This is a genomic window from Pantoea sp. RG18 (assembly GCF_025910075.1).
Lineage (GTDB): Bacteria > Pseudomonadota > Gammaproteobacteria > Enterobacterales > Enterobacteriaceae > Pantoea > Pantoea agglomerans.
In genome coordinates this window covers 101,221-119,394 of record NZ_JAPCIL010000006.1, presented here as the reverse complement: position 1 = coordinate 119,394, position 18,174 = coordinate 101,221, and the positions used below count along the sequence as shown (strand labels likewise).

The 18,174-nt window shown below is 55.6% G+C and carries 17 protein-coding genes; 15 read left to right on the top strand and 2 right to left on the bottom strand.

Translation table 11 applies throughout. The annotated features are described in order from the left end of the window. Positions 1–45 precede the first annotated feature (45 nt). The 7 genes from fabF (at position 46) to ptsG (ending at position 7,357) form a co-directional block, all read left to right on the top strand. Positions 46–1,287, top strand: coding sequence for a beta-ketoacyl-ACP synthase II (gene fabF / locus OK409_RS07195; protein WP_010246329.1), 1,242 nt, complete (start codon positions 46–48; stop codon positions 1,285–1,287). A gap of 91 nt (positions 1,288–1,378) precedes the next feature. Beyond that, the gene (gene pabC / locus OK409_RS07190; protein WP_061901578.1) at positions 1,379–2,194 is read left to right on the top strand and encodes an aminodeoxychorismate lyase; all 816 of its coding nucleotides are present in this window, start codon (positions 1,379–1,381) and stop codon (positions 2,192–2,194) included. Then, a complete protein-coding gene (gene yceG, locus OK409_RS07185) occupies positions 2,191–3,210 on the top strand; it encodes a cell division protein YceG (RefSeq protein WP_033757268.1) in 1,020 nt (339 codons plus the stop codon). The genes pabC and yceG overlap by 4 nt, the downstream gene beginning before the upstream one ends. After that, positions 3,200–3,832 carry a dTMP kinase gene (gene tmk / locus OK409_RS07180; RefSeq protein WP_064690120.1) on the top strand — a complete coding sequence of 211 codons (633 nt, stop codon included), beginning with the start codon at positions 3,200–3,202 and terminating at the stop codon, positions 3,830–3,832. Before yceG ends, tmk begins: the two co-directional genes overlap by 11 nt. Beyond that, entirely contained in the window at positions 3,832–4,821 is a 990-nt protein-coding gene (gene holB / locus OK409_RS07175) for a DNA polymerase III subunit delta' (protein WP_264366928.1), read from the top strand. The genes tmk and holB overlap by 1 nt, the downstream gene beginning before the upstream one ends. A gap of 18 nt (positions 4,822–4,839) precedes the next feature. Further along, positions 4,840–5,631 carry a metal-dependent hydrolase gene (locus tag OK409_RS07170; RefSeq protein ID WP_264366927.1) on the top strand — a complete coding sequence of 264 codons (792 nt, stop codon included), beginning with the start codon at positions 4,840–4,842 and terminating at the stop codon, positions 5,629–5,631. Between the two features lie 289 nt (positions 5,632–5,920). After that, complete coding sequence (gene ptsG / locus OK409_RS07165; protein ID WP_010669858.1) at positions 5,921–7,357, top strand: PTS glucose transporter subunit IIBC; 1,437 nt, start codon at positions 5,921–5,923, stop codon at positions 7,355–7,357. 54 nt (positions 7,358–7,411) lie between these two features. Here the strand turns inward: ptsG and OK409_RS07160 are convergent, their stop codons facing one another. Further along, entirely contained in the window at positions 7,412–8,551 is a 1,140-nt protein-coding gene (locus tag OK409_RS07160; protein ID WP_022625863.1) for a glycoside hydrolase family 105 protein, read from the bottom strand. 3 nt (positions 8,552–8,554) lie between these two features. Continuing rightward, the gene (locus OK409_RS07155; RefSeq protein WP_264366926.1) at positions 8,555–10,153 is read right to left on the bottom strand and encodes an MFS transporter; all 1,599 of its coding nucleotides are present in this window, start codon (positions 10,151–10,153) and stop codon (positions 8,555–8,557) included. A 358-nt stretch (positions 10,154–10,511) separates the two neighbouring features. On the opposite strand from OK409_RS07155, the gene hinT reads away from it, so the two are divergent. The 8 genes from hinT to OK409_RS07115 all read left to right on the top strand — a co-directional run bounded on the left by hinT (position 10,512) and on the right by OK409_RS07115 (position 18,144). After that, complete coding sequence (hinT, locus tag OK409_RS07150; protein WP_009090851.1) at positions 10,512–10,862, top strand: purine nucleoside phosphoramidase; 351 nt, start codon at positions 10,512–10,514, stop codon at positions 10,860–10,862. Between the two features lie 20 nt (positions 10,863–10,882). Then, positions 10,883–11,251 carry a YcfL family protein gene (locus OK409_RS07145; RefSeq protein ID WP_010246307.1) on the top strand — a complete coding sequence of 123 codons (369 nt, stop codon included), beginning with the start codon at positions 10,883–10,885 and terminating at the stop codon, positions 11,249–11,251. An 11-nt stretch (positions 11,252–11,262) separates the two neighbouring features. Then, positions 11,263–11,856: a penicillin-binding protein activator LpoB gene (lpoB, locus tag OK409_RS07140; protein WP_022625861.1), complete on the top strand. Its 594-nt coding sequence runs from the start codon at positions 11,263–11,265 to the stop codon at positions 11,854–11,856. 16 nt (positions 11,857–11,872) lie between these two features. After that, positions 11,873–12,655 carry a thiamine kinase gene (gene thiK, locus OK409_RS07135; protein ID WP_264353260.1) on the top strand — a complete coding sequence of 261 codons (783 nt, stop codon included), beginning with the start codon at positions 11,873–11,875 and terminating at the stop codon, positions 12,653–12,655. 39 nt (positions 12,656–12,694) lie between these two features. After that, positions 12,695–13,735, top strand: coding sequence for a beta-N-acetylhexosaminidase (gene nagZ / locus OK409_RS07130; RefSeq protein ID WP_179256983.1), 1,041 nt, complete (start codon positions 12,695–12,697; stop codon positions 13,733–13,735). A gap of 40 nt (positions 13,736–13,775) precedes the next feature. Next, on the top strand, positions 13,776–14,318 hold the full coding sequence (gene ycfP / locus OK409_RS07125) for an alpha/beta hydrolase YcfP (RefSeq protein ID WP_033779408.1): 543 nt from the start codon (positions 13,776–13,778) through the stop codon (positions 14,316–14,318). Between the two features lie 212 nt (positions 14,319–14,530). Next, positions 14,531–15,835, top strand: a complete 1,305-nt coding sequence (locus OK409_RS07120) for an NAD(P)/FAD-dependent oxidoreductase (protein WP_010246297.1) — start codon at positions 14,531–14,533, stop codon at positions 15,833–15,835. Between the two features lie 590 nt (positions 15,836–16,425). After that, a complete protein-coding gene (locus tag OK409_RS07115; RefSeq protein WP_264366925.1) occupies positions 16,426–18,144 on the top strand; it encodes a ShlB/FhaC/HecB family hemolysin secretion/activation protein in 1,719 nt (572 codons plus the stop codon). Positions 18,145–18,174 lie beyond the last annotated feature (30 nt).

Below are 18,174 nucleotides of genomic sequence, written 5' to 3'. Positions count from 1 at the left end.
GTTTGTCCCACATAGTTCCCTATTTCCCCTCCCTGGAGGACGAACGTGTCTAAGCGTCGTGTAGTTGTGACTGGTCTTGGCATGTTGTCTCCTGTCGGCAATACCGTAGAGTCTACCTGGAGTGCTCTCCTTGCCGGTCAGAGCGGCATTACCCTGATCGACCATTTTGATACCAGTGCTTATGCAACACGTTTTGCAGGTCTGGTAAGAGATTTTAATTGTGATGACTACATCTCGCGCAAAGATCAGCGCAAGATGGATGCCTTCATCCAGTACGGCATTGTGGCCGGTATGCAGGCCATGCAGGACAGTGGTCTGGTAGTTACCGACGAAAATGCAAGCCGTATGGGCGCAGCAATTGGCTCCGGCATCGGTGGTTTAGGTCTGATTGAAGAGAATCATACTTCACTGGTTAACGGCGGCCCGCGCAAAATCAGCCCATTTTTTGTGCCTTCAACCATCGTTAACATGGTGGCGGGTCATCTCAGCATCATGTATGGCCTGAAAGGTCCAAGCATCTCTATCGCGACAGCCTGTACCTCTGGTGTGCATAACATCGGTCATGCCGCACGTATCATCGCCTATAACGATGCTGATGTGATGCTGGCGGGTGGCACAGAGAAAGCCAGTACGCCATTAGGCGTCGGTGGCTTTGGTGCAGCACGTGCTCTCTCAACCCGTAACGAAAACCCGCAAGCGGCCAGCCGCCCGTGGGATAAAGATCGTGACGGTTTTGTGCTGGGTGACGGCGCTGGCATTGTGGTACTCGAAGAGTATGAGCATGCGAAGAAACGTGGTGCGAAAATCTACGCGGAAATCGTAGGTTTTGGTATGAGCAGCGATGCCTACCACATGACTTCACCACCAGAAGATGGATCAGGCGCCGCGGCGGCAATGATCAACGCATTGCGCGATGCTCAGCTTACGCCAGAGCAGATCGGCTATGTCAACGCGCACGGCACCTCCACGCCAGCGGGTGATAAAGCGGAAGCGCGGGCGGTGAAATCGGTCTTTGGGGCAGCAGCCAGCAGCGTGATGGTGAGCTCGACCAAATCAATGACCGGGCACTTACTGGGTGCGGCAGGCGCGGTTGAATCGATCTATTCGATTCTGGCGCTGCGCGACCAGGCCATTCCACCGACCATTAACCTCGACAATCCGGATGAGGGCTGCGATCTCGACTTCGTGCCCCACACCGCGCGTCAGGTTCCCGGTCTGGAGTACACACTGTGTAACTCCTTCGGTTTCGGCGGAACCAACGGTTCGTTGATCTTCCGTAAAGTGTAATCGTTGTTGATTGCTAAAAAGGCCCGCGATGCGGGCCTTTTTTTATCCTGCAGAATGCGCTGAAATCACGAGTCACGCTCAGGAGAGAACCATGTGGATTAACGGGTTAAAACAATCGATGCTGGCCGCCAGCGACCGCGGCCTGCAGTTTGGGGATGGCTGTTTTACTACCGCCGCGGTGCGTCAGGGTAAAATCGTGCTGCTGGAAAGTCACATTCAGCGCCTCAAAGAGGGCTGTGAGCGGTTATGGATTGATGGCGTCGACTGGCTTCAGCTTGAGACTGAAATGCGACAGGCCGCGCAGCAACAAACCCAGGCGGTGCTAAAAGTGATTATCAGCGCGGGCAGCGGCGGGCGGGGCTACAGCCGGCGCGGCTGTGGTGAATCCACGCGGATCGTCTCGCTGGCGCCCTGGCCGCAACACTACGCCGATATACAGCAGCGTGGCGCGTCACTCCGGCTCAGCCCGATCCGTCTGGCACGAAACCCACAGTTTGCCGGTATCAAGCACCTTAATCGTCTGGAGCAGGTGATGATCAGAGCTCATCTTGACCAGACAGACGCCGACGAGGCGCTGGTGCTTGACACTGAAGGTTGGGTGGTGGAATGCTGTGCGGCCAATTTATTCTGGCGTCAGGGCTCGCAAATTTTCACGCCTGATCTGTCAGCGTCGGGTGTGGATGGCATTATGCGGCGAAGTCTGATGGCGCAACTTGCGGCCGAAGGCCAGGCTTGCCAGGTAATAAAAAGCGAACCGGCGCAGCTGCTGGCCGCCGATGAAGTGGTGATATGTAATGCGCTGATGCCGGTCCTGCCGGTCCGACAGATAGAAGCGGTAGAGTTTACTGAGCGTTCGCTGTTTAATCAGTTGCGCGCAAGCTGTGAAAAGATAATGGATGCATCATGATTCGAAGCAAAAAAATCGTCGTCAGCCTGCTGGCGATCGTGGGTCTCGCGGCTGTGCTGAGTTACTGGCAGGTTAAGCGGTTTGCGGCCACCCCGTTAACCCTGCAGCAGGAAACGATCTACACGCTGCCTGCCGGCACGGGCCGGGTCGCACTTGAAGCGCAGCTGGAAGAGCAGAAGATTATTCCGCACAGTATCTGGTTTGGCGCGCTGCTGCGTCTGGAACCTGAACTGGCGACCTTCAAGGCGGGTACCTATCGCCTTGAGCCGACCATGACGGTGCGTTCGCTGTTACAGCTGCTGGCCAGCGGTAAAGAGGCGCAGTTCCCGGTGCGGTTCGTGGAAGGCCAGCGGCTGAAAGAGTGGCTGAGTGAGCTGCGCAAAGCGCCTTATATCCGGCATACCCTGAAAGATGATCAGTTCGCCACCCTTGCCAGCGCACTAAAAGTGGAGCCTGAACAGCTGGAGGGCAACTTCTTCCCGGATACCTGGCTCTACACGGCTAACACTACCGATATGGCGCTGCTACAGCGCGCTCATGATCGGATGAAAAAAACCATTGCTGAGGTGTGGCAGGGACGGGCGGATAATCTGCCCTATAAAACCCCACAGGATCTGGTGACCATGGCCTCAATCATTGAGAAAGAGACCGGCGTCAGCGAAGAGCGCGCGCGCGTAGCCTCGGTGTTTATCAATCGCCTGCGCACCGGTATGCGGTTACAGACCGATCCCACCGTCATCTATGGCATGGGCGACAGCTATAACGGGACGCTGACCCGCAAAGATCTTGAGACGGCCAGCGCTTACAATACCTATATCATTAACGGTCTGCCGCCGGGTCCGATCGCCATGCCGGGTAAAGCCTCTCTGCAGGCAGCGGCTCATCCCGAGAAAACCAACTATCTCTACTTTGTTGCGGACGGCAAGGGCGGCCACACCTTTACGACTAATCTTGCCAGCCATAACAAGGCGGTGCAGGTTTACCGGCAGACGCTAAAGGAAAAAAATGAACAGTAAGTTTATCGTCATTGAAGGCCTGGAAGGTGCCGGCAAAACCACCGCGCGTGACGCCATCGTCGCCACGCTGCGTGCACGTGGCATTCACGATCTGGTCTTTACCCGTGAGCCAGGCGGTACGCCGCTGGCAGAACAGCTGCGGGTGCTGGTTAAGCAGGGTATTGAGGGCGAGCAGGTTACAGATAAAGCGGAACTGCTGATGCTCTATGCGGCGCGGGTTCAGCTGGTGGAAACGGTCATTAAACCGGCGCTGGCGCGCGGTGCCTGGGTGATCGGCGACCGCCATGATCTCTCCTCTCAGGCTTATCAGGGGGGCGGACGTGGACTTGACGCCGGTCTGATGCAGACGCTGCGTGATACCGTCTTAGGCGATTTCCGTCCCGATCTCACGCTCTATCTTGATGTGACACCCGACATCGGTCTGCAGCGCGCCCGTGCGCGCGGTGAGCTGGATCGCATTGAGCAGGAGTCATTGCGCTTCTTTGAACGCACCCGCGCGCGCTATCTGGCGCTGGCAGCGGAGGACCCCACCATCATCACCATCGATGCGACACAATCACTGGGTGATGTGACAGCGTCACTTCAGTCGGTGCTGGATGGCTGGCTGGCGGAGCAGGCGTGATGAACTGGTATCCGTGGCTGAATCAGCCTTATCGCCAGGTAATTGGCCAGCATCAGGAGAATCGCGCTCACCATGCGTTGTTGATCCAGGCGATGGCAGGTATGGGCGATGAGGCGCTGGTCTGGGGGATGAGCCGCTGGCTGATGTGCCAGCAGCGGGATGGCCTGAAAAGTTGCGGACAGTGTCACGGTTGCCAGCTGATGCAGGCCAATACCCATCCTGACTGGTATCGGCTTGAGGCGGAGAAGGGCAAAGCTACCCTGGGCATCGACGCGGTGCGGCAGGTAACGGAAAAAATGTACCACTTTGGTCAGCAGGGCGGCGCGAAAGTGGTCTGGCTGCCGGATGCCGCGCAGCTTTCGGAAGCGGCGGCCAACGCCTTGCTGAAAACGCTGGAAGAGCCGCCAGCCAACAGCTGGTTCTTCCTCAGCAGCCGCGATCCCTCGCGCCTGCTGGCCACGCTGCGCAGCCGCTGCATGGCGCTGCATCTGACGCCGCCGGACGAAGGACAAAGCCTGCTCTGGCTGAAGAAGCACGCTGCGCACGACGAACAGATGCTGCTGGCGGCTCTGCGTCTGAGCGCAGGTGCACCTGGTGCGGCGCTGAGCCTGCTGGAGAACGGACCGTGGCAGGCCCGGCAGAAGCTCTGCGATGCGCTGTCCGCTGCGTTGCAGCAGGACATCCTGCAACTGCTGCCTGCGCTGAACGCCGACGACGCGGCAGCGCGTATCGGCTGGCTGCTCTCTTTGCTGCTGGATGCAATGAAGTGGCAGCAACATGCAGGTCAGTGGCTGAGTAATATCGATCGTCAGGATGTGGTGCAGTTGCTGGCCGGATACTTTTCAGCCAGCGCGCTCAACAGCAGCCTCCAGGAGTGGATGCGCTGTCGCGAGCAGCTACTGCATGTGGCATCGGTAAATCGCGAATTATTGCTGACCGATCAGCTTCTGAGCTGGGCGGACAAACAGAAGCCCGCGCAGGTGTGCTAAACCTATCTGAGAGTAATTATGTTTATTGTGGATTCCCATTGCCATCTTGATGGCCTGGACTATGAAAAAAACCATCGTGACCTGGATGATGTGATCGCCAAAGCGGCGGCGCGTGATGTGAAATTTATGCTGGCAATCGCCACTACGCTGCCGGGTTTTCATACCCTTAAAAGTCTGGTCGGCGAACGGAAAAATATAGCGCTCTCCTGCGGTGTGCATCCGCTGAATCAGGAAGAGGCCTATGATGTTGAGGAGTTTCGTCGGCTCTCTGCCGATCCTCAGGTGGTGGCCCTGGGTGAAACCGGGCTGGATTATCACTATCAGCCAGAAACGAAAGATCAGCAGCAGCGTTCGTTCCGGGAACATATCCGTACCGGTATTGCGCTGAACAAACCGATCATTGTTCACACCCGTGATGCCCGCGAAGATACACTGGCGATTCTGCGTGAAGAGCAGGTTGAACGTTGCGGCGGCGTGCTGCACTGCTTCACTGAGGATCAGCCCACCGCAGCAAAACTGCTGGATATGGGCTTCTACATCTCTTTTTCCGGCATCGTCACATTCCGCAATGCCGAGCAGTTACGTGAAGCCGCACGCTATGTGCCGCTGGATCGGATGCTGGTGGAAACGGATTCGCCTTATCTGGCCCCGGTGCCTTTCCGTGGTAAAGAGAATCAGCCCGCTTATACGCGCGATGTTGCCGAATATCTGGCTGTACTAAAAGGGGTGGATTTAGAAACGCTGGCAGCCACAACAACCCAAAACTTCTCAACGCTGTTTCATATCCCGGTGAGCCAGCTGGGCGCCTGATCAGCTATTATTTCAGTCTCTGTAATTAATCTGTAACCTGCGTATATGACCCTGTTTTTTCAGACAGGGTCAGCTTTTTATCGCCGATTACTGGTGCGGATCAGTAAGAAATTTCGTAAAGTGCGCCCTTGTGATTGTCGAAACGTGATACCCGTCAAAGTAACAAATCGGGAATTATTTTACCCTTCGTAATAAATCAAAAGGCGGTCACCGCCAGCCCGGCAAAGAATCCTCCCTCTTTGCCACGCGCACTGCGCAAATATGCACTCTTACTCAGGAGCTTCACGCTATGTTCAAAAATGCTTTTGCCAACCTTCAAAAGGTCGGTAAATCGCTGATGCTACCGGTATCGGTTCTGCCGATTGCCGGTATTTTGTTAGGGGTCGGTTCAGCCAATTTCAGCTGGTTACCTGCAGTGGTTTCGCATGTGATGGCAGAAGCGGGTGGATCGGTGTTCGCCAACATGCCGCTGATTTTCGCTATTGGTGTGGCGCTGGGCTTTACCAATAATGACGGCGTTTCGGCGCTGGCAGCGGTTGTTGCCTATGGCATCATGGTGAAAACCATGGCGGTGGTTGCCCCGCTGGTGCTGCATCTGCCTGCGGCGGAGATCGAGGCTAAACACCTCGCCGACACCGGGGTACTGGGCGGTATTATCGCCGGCTCTATTGCCGCGTACATGTTTAATCGCTTCTACCGCATCAAGCTGCCAGAATATCTGGGCTTCTTTGCCGGTAAGCGTTTTGTGCCGATTATTTCCGGTCTGGCAGCTATCATTCTCGGCGTACTGCTCTCCTTTATCTGGCCACCGATAGGTTCCGCGATTCAGGAGTTCTCACAGTGGGCTGCCTATCAAAACCCGGTTGTCGCCTTTGGTATTTATGGCGTAATTGAACGTGCGTTGGTGCCCTTTGGTCTGCATCACATCTGGAACGTTCCTTTCCAGATGCAGATCGGTGAATACACCAATGCGGCAGGTCAGGTGTTCCACGGTGATATCCCGCGCTATATGGCGGGTGACCCGACCGCAGGTAAACTCTCTGGCGGCTTCCTGTTCAAAATGTACGGTCTGCCAGCGGCAGCGATTGCTATCTGGCATTCAGCGAAGCCTGAAAATCGCGCCAAAGTGGGCGGTATCATGATCTCCGCCGCGCTGACCGCATTCCTGACCGGTATCACTGAACCGATTGAATTCTCATTCATGTTCGTGGCACCAATCCTGTATGTGATCCATGCGCTGCTGGCGGGTCTGGCATTCCCAATCTGTATCCTGCTTGGGATGCGTGATGGCACCAGCTTCTCTCACGGTCTGATCGACTTTATCGTGCTGAGCGGCAACAGCAGTAAAATCTGGCTGTTCCCGATTGTTGGTATCATCTATGGTCTGGTTTACTACACCATATTCCGTGTACTGATCGCGAAGCTGGATCTGAAAACACCTGGCCGTGAAGAGAGCAGCAGCAGCGAGCAATCTACCGCGACCGGTACCGAGATGGCGGGCAAACTGGTGGCGGCGTTTGGTGGTAAAGAGAACATCACCAACCTGGATGCCTGTATCACCCGTTTACGTGTCAGCGTCGCCGATGTGGCGAAAGTGGATCAGACTGAACTGAAAAACCTCGGCGCCCGTGGCGTGGTGGTTGCCGGTTCCGGTGTGCAGGCGATTTTCGGGACTAAATCCGATAACCTGAAAACCGATATGGATGATTACATCCGCAGCATGTAATGATTTACAGCGATGAAAAAGCCCCGCTAAGCGGGGCTTTTTTTTGGCCGGGATTCAGAGGTAAACGCGCAGATACTCTGTCAGGCAGAGCAGGGCCATCGCCTGGCCGTAGGGCATCGAGGTCAGAGGAACCGTGCGGTAGTAATCCAGATCCTTGCCCATTGCGGTTCCAAAGGAGACCTGTTTTAACTCGCCATCGTCATCAATATTGGCAATCACGCCGCGCAACGCTTTTTCTGCCACCTCGCGATACTCCGCGGGCAGATAACGCTTGCGAACCCCTTTCAGAATGCCATAGGCAAACCCGGCGGTGGCGGAGGCTTCCGGGTAGCTGTGCGGATCATCAAGCAGGGTGTGCCACAATCCGCTGCTGTGCTGACACTCCCTGAGTGCTTTAACCTGGGTCTCCAGCACCTGCTGCAGAAAACGGCGGGTAGCGTGATGCTCAGGCCAGTTCATCATCTCCAGGAAGTCGGGAATGACAATCGTCACCCAGCTGTTACCGCGCGCCCAGCGTGCATCAGCAAAGTTATGGCGACCGTCAAAGTTCCAGCCGTGGAACCATAAGCCGGTTTTGCGATCCATCAGAAACTGGGTGTGCAGCAGGAACTGATAACTCGCTTCTTCAATCCACTCATCGCGCTTCAGCAACTGGCCAATTTTCGCCAGCGCCATTACGCTCATCATCAGCGTATCGTCCCAGAGCTGCTGCGGGTTTTCGTTGTTATAGACAATGTGCTGCAGGCCGCCCTGTTCGGTACGCGGCATCTCATACATGACCCATTCTGCCCAGCGCTCCAGCACCGGCACCCAGGCCGGGTTCCCGGTCTCTTCGTAACGGTAGGCCAGCGTCAGAAAAGGACAAACGGTATTCACATTTTTGGTCGGCGTGCCTTCCGCCAGACGCTGCGTAAACCACTCATCAATAATGGCCAGCGTCTGCTGGTCACCGGTCTGCTGATAGTAGTGCAGCATGCCATACAGACCGATGCCGTGTGTCCATTCCCAACCCGCCCAGCCTTTGGTATCAATCACCCGGCCATCGTCCAGCCGTAATAAAAATTCGCCTGTCTCATCGGTGATGTTAACCAGATTCTGTGTCAGCTTTTGAATCAGCTGTACCAGTTCGCTGCGTGGCAACAGATGCTCGGGCTGGCACAATAATTTGCTGTGTTTAACGGGAAATACAGTCATGGTTTATTCCTGTCGTTTTAAGGTCGGGTTTAAAGAAGGGTTTAAAGTGGGATGTGCGGACAATTTTTCCGGCGCTGGCTTATTACGATTAAGGAAGCCAATGTTGTTGTTGCCCCAAAGATTTTCGTAAGGCATGCCAGCCAGCGTTTCTACAATTCCGCGTGCCTCCGGCGTGATGCTTTCCGGCACGATGCGGCCCGCGTCGCGCATCTTCAGCGTCTCCTGGCGCAGCACAGTGTGGGTCTGCAGATTAAGCTTAAAGCGCAGTGACACGATAAAGCCGCAGGCCAGCACGGCCACAGTGCCTATGCTGAGAATCGCCAGGATAGTGTGGCTGACGCCGGGTACCTGGGTCGCCTGTCCAGAGACAAAGCCGGAGAGCTGCAGCACGATACCGACCAGCATGACTGCGCCAGCCTGCGACGCTTTACGCGTCAGGGTCATGATGCCGGCAAAAATTCCTTCACGGCGCTGTCCGGTGATCACCTCATCCACATCGGCGATATAGGTATAGGTGTTCCACGGCACATAGTTGATGCCGCCACGTCCCAGGCCTGCCAGGGCAGAGATCACCAACAGCAGCGACATGTTGTCGTTCATTCCGGCATACCACAATCCAGCGTAGGAGAGCGCCGCCAGGCCAAACAGCACAGCCACCAGACGGTAGGCGGGCGCGGGTCCCATGCGGATGCAGAGCGGAATCATCGCCATCACGGCAATAAACTGCAGCACCGCCATGGTGCCCATCAGGCTGGAGGCGACCTGAGCGCTCTGCATCAGCACAAATACCACATACCAGGTAAAGACGGCGTTAAACACATCCTGGGCGATATAGCCGCCGAGGTACATGCCAAGGTGCTGGCGGAAGATGCGTATGCGTAAGGTTGAAGCCAGCTCGACATAGAGCCGCTTGAGATTCTGCATCAGCGTCAGCTGCTGCTTTTCCTGTTCTGCACGGCGTGACTCGGCGGAAAAGTCATTGGGGTGACGCTCCCAGGTAAAGCACCACACCAGCGTCAGCACCAGCGCGCAGATTACCGAAAACACCAGGCTGGCGTAGAAGAAGGAGAGAGGATTATCTTTGCCCAGCATACCCAGCAAAATACCGGGTAAAAAGGCAGCCAGAATGGCCGACAGCTGTGCCAGGCCGATGCGGGCACCGGAGAAGCGGGTTTTCTGTTTGAAATCGTCGGTCATTTCCGGCACCAGCGTTTCATACGGCACCAGGATCATGGTGTAGACGATATCAAACAGCAGATACGTGCAGAGATACCACCAGAAACTCATGTCGCTGAGCCACATCAGGCTATAACTGAATACAGAGGGTATGCCGAGCAGGATAAAAAATTTGCGGCGGCCAAAGCGTTTGCCCAGCCAGGTCGAACCGAAGTTATCGGTCAGAAAGCCCATCAGCGGACTGACTATCGCATCCAGCACGCGGGCAGCGGCAAAGATCAGCGTGGCCTGAATCGGGGTTAACCCACAAAAGGTGGTGTAAAAATAGAGCAACCAGGCGGCGGTCAGCGCCGTGGTGCCTGCTCCAAGAAAATCTCCGGAACCGTAGGCCAGATAGTGGCCAAGACCAATTTTACGTGAGCGCATGTCTGATGCTCCTTGATGTTTATGGCGGTTTATCCCTGGTGACGCCGGTCATCTCACCCGGACTGGTTAGCAAAGTAGAACTGACGGGTCGGCTAAACCTTCGCAATTTGGCAAGTGCTGGCGCTGAAGTGGCAGTCATACAAAGAAAAGGGTGGCGAAATTCTAATTTATAAAACAGCGTTTCATTTTCTGGTGTGGCAGGGGCGTTGTTAGCATTCTGAACAGCGTGCGGGTCACGGAGAGAGGGTGCTGCTGCAAAGGCAGGCGAACAATGCAAGAAAAGTGGTCCTGAGGTTGAAAGAAAACAAATTTCTCCCGCATACTGATTGATTAAGACTCAGGCTAAAGGAATTGCACCATGGCAGAAGAAACCATTTTTAGTAAAATTATCCGCCGCGAAATCCCCGCTGATGTGGTTTATCAGGATGAGCTGGTCACTGCCTTCCGCGACATTTCGCCCAAAGCGCCAACCCATATTTTAATCGTGCCAAATGTGCTGATCCCAACGGTCAACGAGGCGGAAGCGGCGCATGAGCATGCGCTGGGACGTATGTTTACTACCGCGGCGAAAATCGCCCGTCAGGAAGGTATCGATCAAAATGGTTATCGTCTGATTGTGAACTGCAATCAACATGGTGGTCAGGAGGTTTATCACATTCATATGCATCTGCTGGGCGGTGAACCGCTGGGACCGATGCTCTCTAACTGACCTGATAACGGAAGCGTGCTATGCGATCCTGGCTGACTGGCCTGCCGATCCTGCTCTGCCTGACGGCCTGCAGCAGTGAAAAACCGATGATCAATACGTCACAGTCGCTGGTGATGGAGTCCTCTGTGCTGTCGGCAGGGATCATTACCGATGAACCGACGCTGGATGAGAACGATGGACTGAAGCGTGCCACCAGCGTGCTCTATAATCAGCGCGAAACACCGGTTGTTGTGCACTATCGTTACTACTGGTATGACGACAAAGGGCTGGAAATCACCCCGCAGGAACCGGCGCAGACCGTTACCGTTCCGGCGCAGGGCAGCATTATCGCCACTTCGCAACTGGGTAACCTGACGGCCAGCAAGGTTCGTCTTTATCTCTATCTTTAAGGATTTTCTACGTGATACGCAGTGTTAATCGTACCGGAGCGCTCCTGATGGCGCTCATTCTGACCGGCTGTGTGGTGAAACAGCAGCAGCCTGCACCGGTTGAACCGACTCAGCCTGTGGAGCCGGTGCAGCCCGTTCCACAACCTGAACCGGTGCCGCAACCGCAGCCTGTGCCGCAGCCACCGAAACTGGTCACTATCAACTGGGATGCCAGCGTTCAGCCGCTGGTGGCGCAGATGTTACAGGCTGCCAGCGCCGAGCCGGGCAGCGTGTTGCTGGTGGATCGCGTTAAAAACAGCACCAACGGTGCGCTGCAAAGCGAGAAAGCGACGGCAGCTATCCAGAATGCGCTGAATAACAACGGCAAATTCACCCTGGTTTCTGCTGACCAACTGGCGCAGGCCAAGCAGACGCTGGGATTATCGCCGGATGACAGCCTGAACTCGCGCAGTAAAGCGATTGGCCTGGCGCGTAACGTTAACGCTCAGTATGTGCTCTACAGCAACGCGCGTGGCGATGTCAAAGCGCCGACGCTGCAAATGCAACTGATGCTGGTCCAGACAGGCGAGATCATCTGGTCCGGCAACGGCATTGCACAGAATTAATCCCGCTTTCCAGCGGATGATTCAGCAGGTCACCGGCGAACCAGAAAAGACATCCTTTATCCCGCTTGCCGGTCTGACCGGGCATAGCCAGAAGATTGTCAGCCCGCGCGGAACTTTTATCGCGCGGGCGGCACCGCAACCGGTTATTCCGTTTGTGGATCGGCAGCGCGAATTCCGTCTGTTACGCAAACTGCAAGCCAGCGGAGTGGCACCGCAGCCCGTGGCGGGCCATCGTCAGGGGATTATCCTGACCTGGTGCGCAGGCGAAGCGCTGGATGAACACCGTTTCAGCCAGCAGCGTCCACAGATCGTGGCACTGCTACAGCAGCTGCATCAGCAGCCGCTGACCGGCTATCGTCTGCAGTTGTTGCCGCTGTTATGGCGCTACTGGCAGCTCACTCCACAGCGGCATCACCGCTGGTTGCGGGCGCTCAGACGTCTGACGCAGCAGGGTGAACCTCACCCGCTGCGGCTGGCTCCGCTGCACATGGATCTGCATGCCGGAAATGTCATACAAGGTCCCGAAGGTCTGCGTCTGATCGACTGGGAGTATGCCGCCGATGGCGACGTGGCGCTGGAGCTGGCGGCTGTCTGTGCCAGCGATCCGCAGCACCAGGCCGACTGGCTGGCTGAGTATGCCGCGGCGATGCAGTTGCCGCTTACCGCGCTGGTGCAGCAGGTCAGACGCTGGCAGCCCTGGCTGCAGTTGCTGATGGCCAGCTGGTATCAGCTCCGTGCCAGTCAGCGTGATGACGACACATTACAACAGCTGGCTCGACAGAGCTGGGAACAGATTTAATCGCGTTACGCAGGTGCGTTTCGCTACAGGATTCATGATATGAGATCAGATTTACCCGGCCCCCTGATGCTTGACGTCGAGGGTTATGAACTGGATGGCGAAGAGCGCGACATCCTGCAGCATCCGCTGGTGGGCGGTTTAATTTTATTTGCCCGAAATTATCATGATCCCGCACAGCTGGCTGAGCTGGTGCGGCAGATCCGCGCCGCCTCTCACACCCGGCTGGTAGTGGCGGTGGATCAGGAGGGCGGTCGCGTGCAGCGTTTCCGTGACGGCTTCACCCAACTGCCTGCCATGCAATCTTTTGCTGCGTTGCACGACCTGGATACCGCCGGTGAACTGGCGCAACAGGCGGGATGGCAAATGGCGGCCGAGATGATCGCCATGGATATCGATATCAGCTTTGCGCCGGTACTCGATATTGGTCATATCAGCGCCGCGATTGGTGACCGTTCTTTCCATGCCGATCCGGCCATCGCCCTTGACGTCGCCCGCCGCTTTATTGCCGGGATGCACGAGGCGGGCATGAAGACTACGGGTAAACATTTTCCGGGTCACGGTGCGGTGAGTGCGGATTCGCATAAAGAGACCCCACGCGATCCGCGGGACGAAAAGACGCTGCGTGAGCATGACATGGCAATCTTCAGCAAGCTGATTACCGAAGAGGCACTGGACGCCATCATGCCGGCACACGTCATCTACTCCGAAGTTGATCCGCTGCCCGCCAGTGGTTCGCCATACTGGCTTAAAACCGTGCTGCGTGAGCAACTGGGCTTTGACGGTATTATTTTCTCAGACGATCTGTCGATGGAGGGCGCAGCGGTGATGGGCAGCTATCCTGAGCGGGCGCAGCAGTCCCTTTCCGCGGGCTGTGACATGATTCTGGTCTGCAATCAGCGTCAGGGTGCCATCAGTGTACTGGATAACCTGATCCCGGTCGGGTCAGAGCGGGTTACACAGCTGTATCATCAGGGCAGGTTTACCCGCGATGAACTGCGGGGAACGCATCGCTGGAAAAATAATGCTCAGCAACTGAGTGCGCTTCAGGAACGCTGGCTGGCTCATAAGGCGTCGTGGTAAGCAGTGACTGCCCGGCGCTATCACTACCTTGAGGATTATCATGATCATCTATCTGCACGGTTTTGATTCCAACAGTCCGGGCAATCACGAAAAAGTGCTGCAACTGCAATTTATCGATCCTGACGTCAGGTTGATCAGTTACAGCACCCGCCATCCCAAACATGACATGCAGTTTCTGCTAAAAGAGACCGATAAGATGCTGACGCTTTCTGACGACGACCGGCCGCTGATTTGCGGCGTCGGACTGGGCGGCTTCTGGTCAGAGCGCATTGGATTTCTGTGCGGCATCCGGCAGGTGATTTTTAATCCCAACCTCTCGCCGCAGGCGAACATGGAAGGGAAGATCGACCGGCCGGAGGAGTATCAGGATATCGCAACGAAGTGCGTCAGCGATTTTCGCGAGCATAATCGTGACCGCTGTCTGGCCATTCTCTCCCGTCACGATGAGGCGCTCGACAGCCAGCACATTGCTGACCAGCTGCATCCGTTTTATGAAATTGTCTGGGATGAGACGGAAGGGCACAAATTCAAAAATATATCCCCACATCTTAAGCGGATAAAAGCTTTTAAAACATTAGGTTAAGCAGCAAAGGCACCGCAAGGTGCCTGTTTTTATTACGTAATTATCTGAGTTTTATTTTCCCGCTTTGATGTATATCAATATTCTTATGTTCTCCTCTTCCCGCCATGCTATTCTCCCAGCAGATTGCGATTTTAACTTCGCCAACCCTATGTTTCTTAAGGTTTAATTTAACCTTTGGTTAACTTTTGGTTCACAATTTGAGGGGGTCTTTGTTGACTACGTCTGTTAAGAAAATTGTTATTGTCGGAGGGGGAGCGGGCGGCCTGGAAATGGCCACACAGCTGGGCCATAAACTGGGTCGTAAAAAGAAGGCCGAGATTATCCTGGTTGATCGTAACCACAGTCACTTGTGGAAGCCGCTGCTGCACGAAGTGGCGACCGGCTCAATGGACGAAGGCATTGATGCATTGAGCTATCTGGCTCATGCCCGCAATCACGGTTTTGAGTTCCAGCTGGGTTCACTCACCGATATCGATCGCACCCGAAAAGTGATCCGCCTGGCCGAAGTGCTGAATGCGCAGGGCGAAGTGCTGGTGCCACAGCGTGAAGTGGCCTACGACCAGCTGGTGATGGCGCTGGGCAGCACCTCGAATGATTTCGGTACGCCGGGCGTCAAAGATCACTGCATCTTCCTGGATAATCCGCATCAGGCGCGTCGTTTCCATAACGAAATGCTCAACCTGTTCCTGAAATTCTCCGCCAGCGAAGGCCGGGTCGAGAAAGTTAACATCGCCATCGTGGGCGGCGGGGCAACAGGCGTTGAGCTGTCAGCTGAATTGCATAACGCGGTGAAACAGCTGCACAGCTACGGCTTCAAAGGCCTGGGACGCGAAGCGCTGAATGTGACGCTGGTGGAAGCGGGTGAACGTATCCTGCCTGCACTGCCACCGCGCATCTCTGCTGCGGCACATCAGGAGCTGACCAAGCTGGGCGTGCGCGTGCTGACGCAGACCATGGTCACCAGCGCCGAGCGTAATGGCCTGAATACCAAAGGCGGTGAGTTTATCGAAGCCGATCTGATGGTCTGGGCGGCTGGGATTAAAGCACCTGACTTCCTGAAAGAGATTGGCGGACTGGAAACCAACCGCATCAATCAGCTGGTGGTCAAAGAGACGCTGCAAACCACGCTGGACGATGACATCTACGCGATTGGCGACTGCGCCTCCTGCGCCTTGCCGGGCGGCGGTTTTGTACCACCGCGCGCCCAGTCAGCGCATCAGATGGCCTCACGCGCCATGGACAACATTCTGGCGCAGCGTGACGGTAAACCGCTAAAAGCCTATGTCTATAAAGATCATGGCTCGCTGGTATCGCTCTCCCGCTTCAGTACGGTCGGCAGCCTGATGGGCAACCTGATGCGCGGCTCAATGATGGTGGAAGGGCGCATCGCGCGCTTTGTCTATATCTCGCTTTACCGTATGCACCAGATTGCGCTACACGGCTACTTCAAAACCGGCCTGATGATGCTGGTCGGCAGTATTAACCGGGTTATTCGTCCCCGGCTGAAGCTGCACTAAGCAACAGCAATAACGCTGGCTAATTAATGTTAAGCCTCCTCCTTTATGAGGGGGCTTTTTTTATGTCCTGGAGAAGCCCCTGAAACAGACGCTGGCGCAGGAGAGTGCGATATCGACTAAAGCAAAATGCATTCATAATTTTGACTAAAGTAAAATTTTATGAGCATGGCAGGGTAGTATGTTGGTGATGCCTGAAATGCGTACCATTAATAACAAGAGAGTAACCGTAAGAATATTTGCTATAGCCAGAAAACTTTTCAGGTAACGAGTTCGGCTACTTCAGTTCCGTCGTTAGCCCGGCTACAAAGCTGGTCTCTGAAGCGCTGAACGAATGGCTAATTCCTTGTTATTCATTGGCTAAAAATATCCGTCTCTGCGCCTTTAGCTAATCCCGGCGATTCGCCGGACTCAGCAATCCCTGAGTTACGGGTAATTACTGGTACTTTTTTAAATGGCCTGTCTCACTAACTTTTGTAAGTTTAGTGTAAGTTTTTCTATAATTTTTCTTGTGGTTTTTGATTCCAGCGGCATAATGTGCGCAGGAAAGCAGTAATATACATTTTGTTACAACTTAACCACACGGATCGGTTATGCAGCCCCAAAAAAATGGAGTTTTAACAACGCTGGCACCTCTGCTTTGCGCGCTGCTGATTAACACCCTGCCAGTTTGCACTGTGCAGGCGGCACCGGGTGATGAGCAATTACAGCATCAGCAGGAGCAACAAAAAGCGCGTCAGCAGCGGCTGATGCCACAGGTGCCTGATGTGCGTCTCTCAGAAACGGTTCCGGCACCTTCCCACCTGACGTTCCCGCAGGAAACACCCTGTTTTGTTATTCAGCAGGTCAGTCTGTCCGGACAGGAGGCGCTGCCGCACTGGGTGCCTCTGCAGCGTCTGGCCAGTCAGGCCAATGGTCGTTGTCTCGGCGTAAAAGGCATCAGCCAGTTAATGAGCACGCTGCAAAACCGGCTGATCAATCATGGCTGGGTCACTACGCGCGTGCTGGCTCCGCAGCAGGATCTGCGCCAGGGCGTGCTGCAACTTCTGATAGTGCCTGGCAAAATCCGCAGTGTGGAACTGTCACCCTCATCATCCCGCTATGTCAGCCTGTGGCCGACATTACCCGCCCATGCAGGCAATCTGCTGGATTTACGGGATATTGAACAGGGGCTGGAAAACCTGCAGCGTCTGCCGACAGTAGAGGCGCATATGGCGCTCCGTCCTGGCCTCAATCCGGGTGAAAGTGACATCGTGATTGAACGCACGCAGCGCCGTTTCTGGCGACTCGGCGCATGGCTGGATGATTCCGGCACCGAAAGTACCGGGCGCTATCAGAGCGGGATGATGCTGGCGCTGGATAACCCGACCTCCCTCAGCGATCTCTTCTACCTGACCGCCAGTCGCGACCTGGGATTTGCTGGCAGAAAAAGCAGCAAAAGCCTGTCGGGACATTACTCGGTGCCTGTCGGCTACTGGCTGTTTGGCCTTACCGCCAGCGACTACGACTACCATCAGACAGTCGCCGGTTACAGCCGCGATTTTCTCTACGCCGGAAAGAGTCGCTCGCTGGATGTGCAGGCCAGCCGGGTGATCTACCGCAATGCCGCCGCCAAAACCACCGTCAGCGCCGATGTGCTGGTTAAAGAGTCGCACAACTTCATCAACGACACCGAAATCAGCAGCCAGCAGCGCCGTACGAGTGCATGGCGACTCGGCCTGTCGCACCGGCACTACATCGGTCCGGCGACGCTGGACGCCGGTGTCAGCTATCAGCGTGGTACACGCTGGTTCGGTGCGCTGCCCGCCTGGGAGGAGTCATATCAGGACTCTACCTATGCCACCGCGCTCTCTAAAATCCTGACCTGGCAGGCGGGACTCACCACGCCGTTCGCGCTGGGGAATCAGCGCTTAAGTTACAACATCCAATATCGTCGCCAGATGAGCAACACCCCGCTGACACCGCAGGATGAGTTCGCGATTGGCAACCGCTGGACGGTGCGCGGTTTTGATGGTGAACGCACCCTCAGTGCCAGTCGCGGCTGGACCGTTCAGAACACGCTGGCCTGGCAGACGCCGCTGCCCACTCAGGAACTTTATCTGGGTGCCGACTATGGCGAGGTGGGCGGCAACAGCGCCTCCCAGGGTGGACCTCTGGGACGACATCTGGCGGGCGGCGTCATCGGATTGCGCGGCGCGATCACGCCCGCCAGTCTGAGCTACGACTTTTTTGCCGGGATTCCTCTGTCGAAACCGGACGGCTTCAAAACCGATCCTGTCACCTATGGTTTCAGCGTGAACTGGAACTACTAAACCTTTTATCGATATTGCTGACAATGGACT

What these genes read in the sequence shown, in the direction of transcription:
- nagZ (WP_179256983.1), top strand. Translation starts at nt 12,695, where the DNA reads ATGAGATCAGATTTACCCGGCCCCCTGATGCTTGACGTCGAGGGTTAT.
- ycfP (WP_033779408.1), top strand. Translation starts at nt 13,776, where the DNA reads ATGATCATCTATCTGCACGGTTTTGATTCCAACAGTCCGGGCAATCAC.
- hinT (WP_009090851.1), top strand. Translation starts at nt 10,512, where the DNA reads ATGGCAGAAGAAACCATTTTTAGTAAAATTATCCGCCGCGAAATCCCC.
- pabC (WP_061901578.1), top strand. Translation starts at nt 1,379, where the DNA reads ATGTGGATTAACGGGTTAAAACAATCGATGCTGGCCGCCAGCGACCGC.
- ptsG (WP_010669858.1), top strand. Translation starts at nt 5,921, where the DNA reads ATGTTCAAAAATGCTTTTGCCAACCTTCAAAAGGTCGGTAAATCGCTG.
- OK409_RS07145 (WP_010246307.1), top strand. Translation starts at nt 10,883, where the DNA reads ATGCGATCCTGGCTGACTGGCCTGCCGATCCTGCTCTGCCTGACGGCC.
- yceG (WP_033757268.1), top strand. Translation starts at nt 2,191, where the DNA reads ATGATTCGAAGCAAAAAAATCGTCGTCAGCCTGCTGGCGATCGTGGGT.
- tmk (WP_064690120.1), top strand. Translation starts at nt 3,200, where the DNA reads ATGAACAGTAAGTTTATCGTCATTGAAGGCCTGGAAGGTGCCGGCAAA.
- thiK (WP_264353260.1), top strand. Translation starts at nt 11,873, where the DNA reads ATGATTCAGCAGGTCACCGGCGAACCAGAAAAGACATCCTTTATCCCG.
- OK409_RS07160 (WP_022625863.1), bottom strand. Translation starts at nt 8,551, where the DNA reads ATGACTGTATTTCCCGTTAAACACAGCAAATTATTGTGCCAGCCCGAG.
- OK409_RS07115 (WP_264366925.1), top strand. Translation starts at nt 16,426, where the DNA reads ATGCAGCCCCAAAAAAATGGAGTTTTAACAACGCTGGCACCTCTGCTT.
- OK409_RS07170 (WP_264366927.1), top strand. Translation starts at nt 4,840, where the DNA reads ATGTTTATTGTGGATTCCCATTGCCATCTTGATGGCCTGGACTATGAA.
- holB (WP_264366928.1), top strand. Translation starts at nt 3,832, where the DNA reads ATGAACTGGTATCCGTGGCTGAATCAGCCTTATCGCCAGGTAATTGGC.
- OK409_RS07155 (WP_264366926.1), bottom strand. Translation starts at nt 10,153, where the DNA reads ATGCGCTCACGTAAAATTGGTCTTGGCCACTATCTGGCCTACGGTTCC.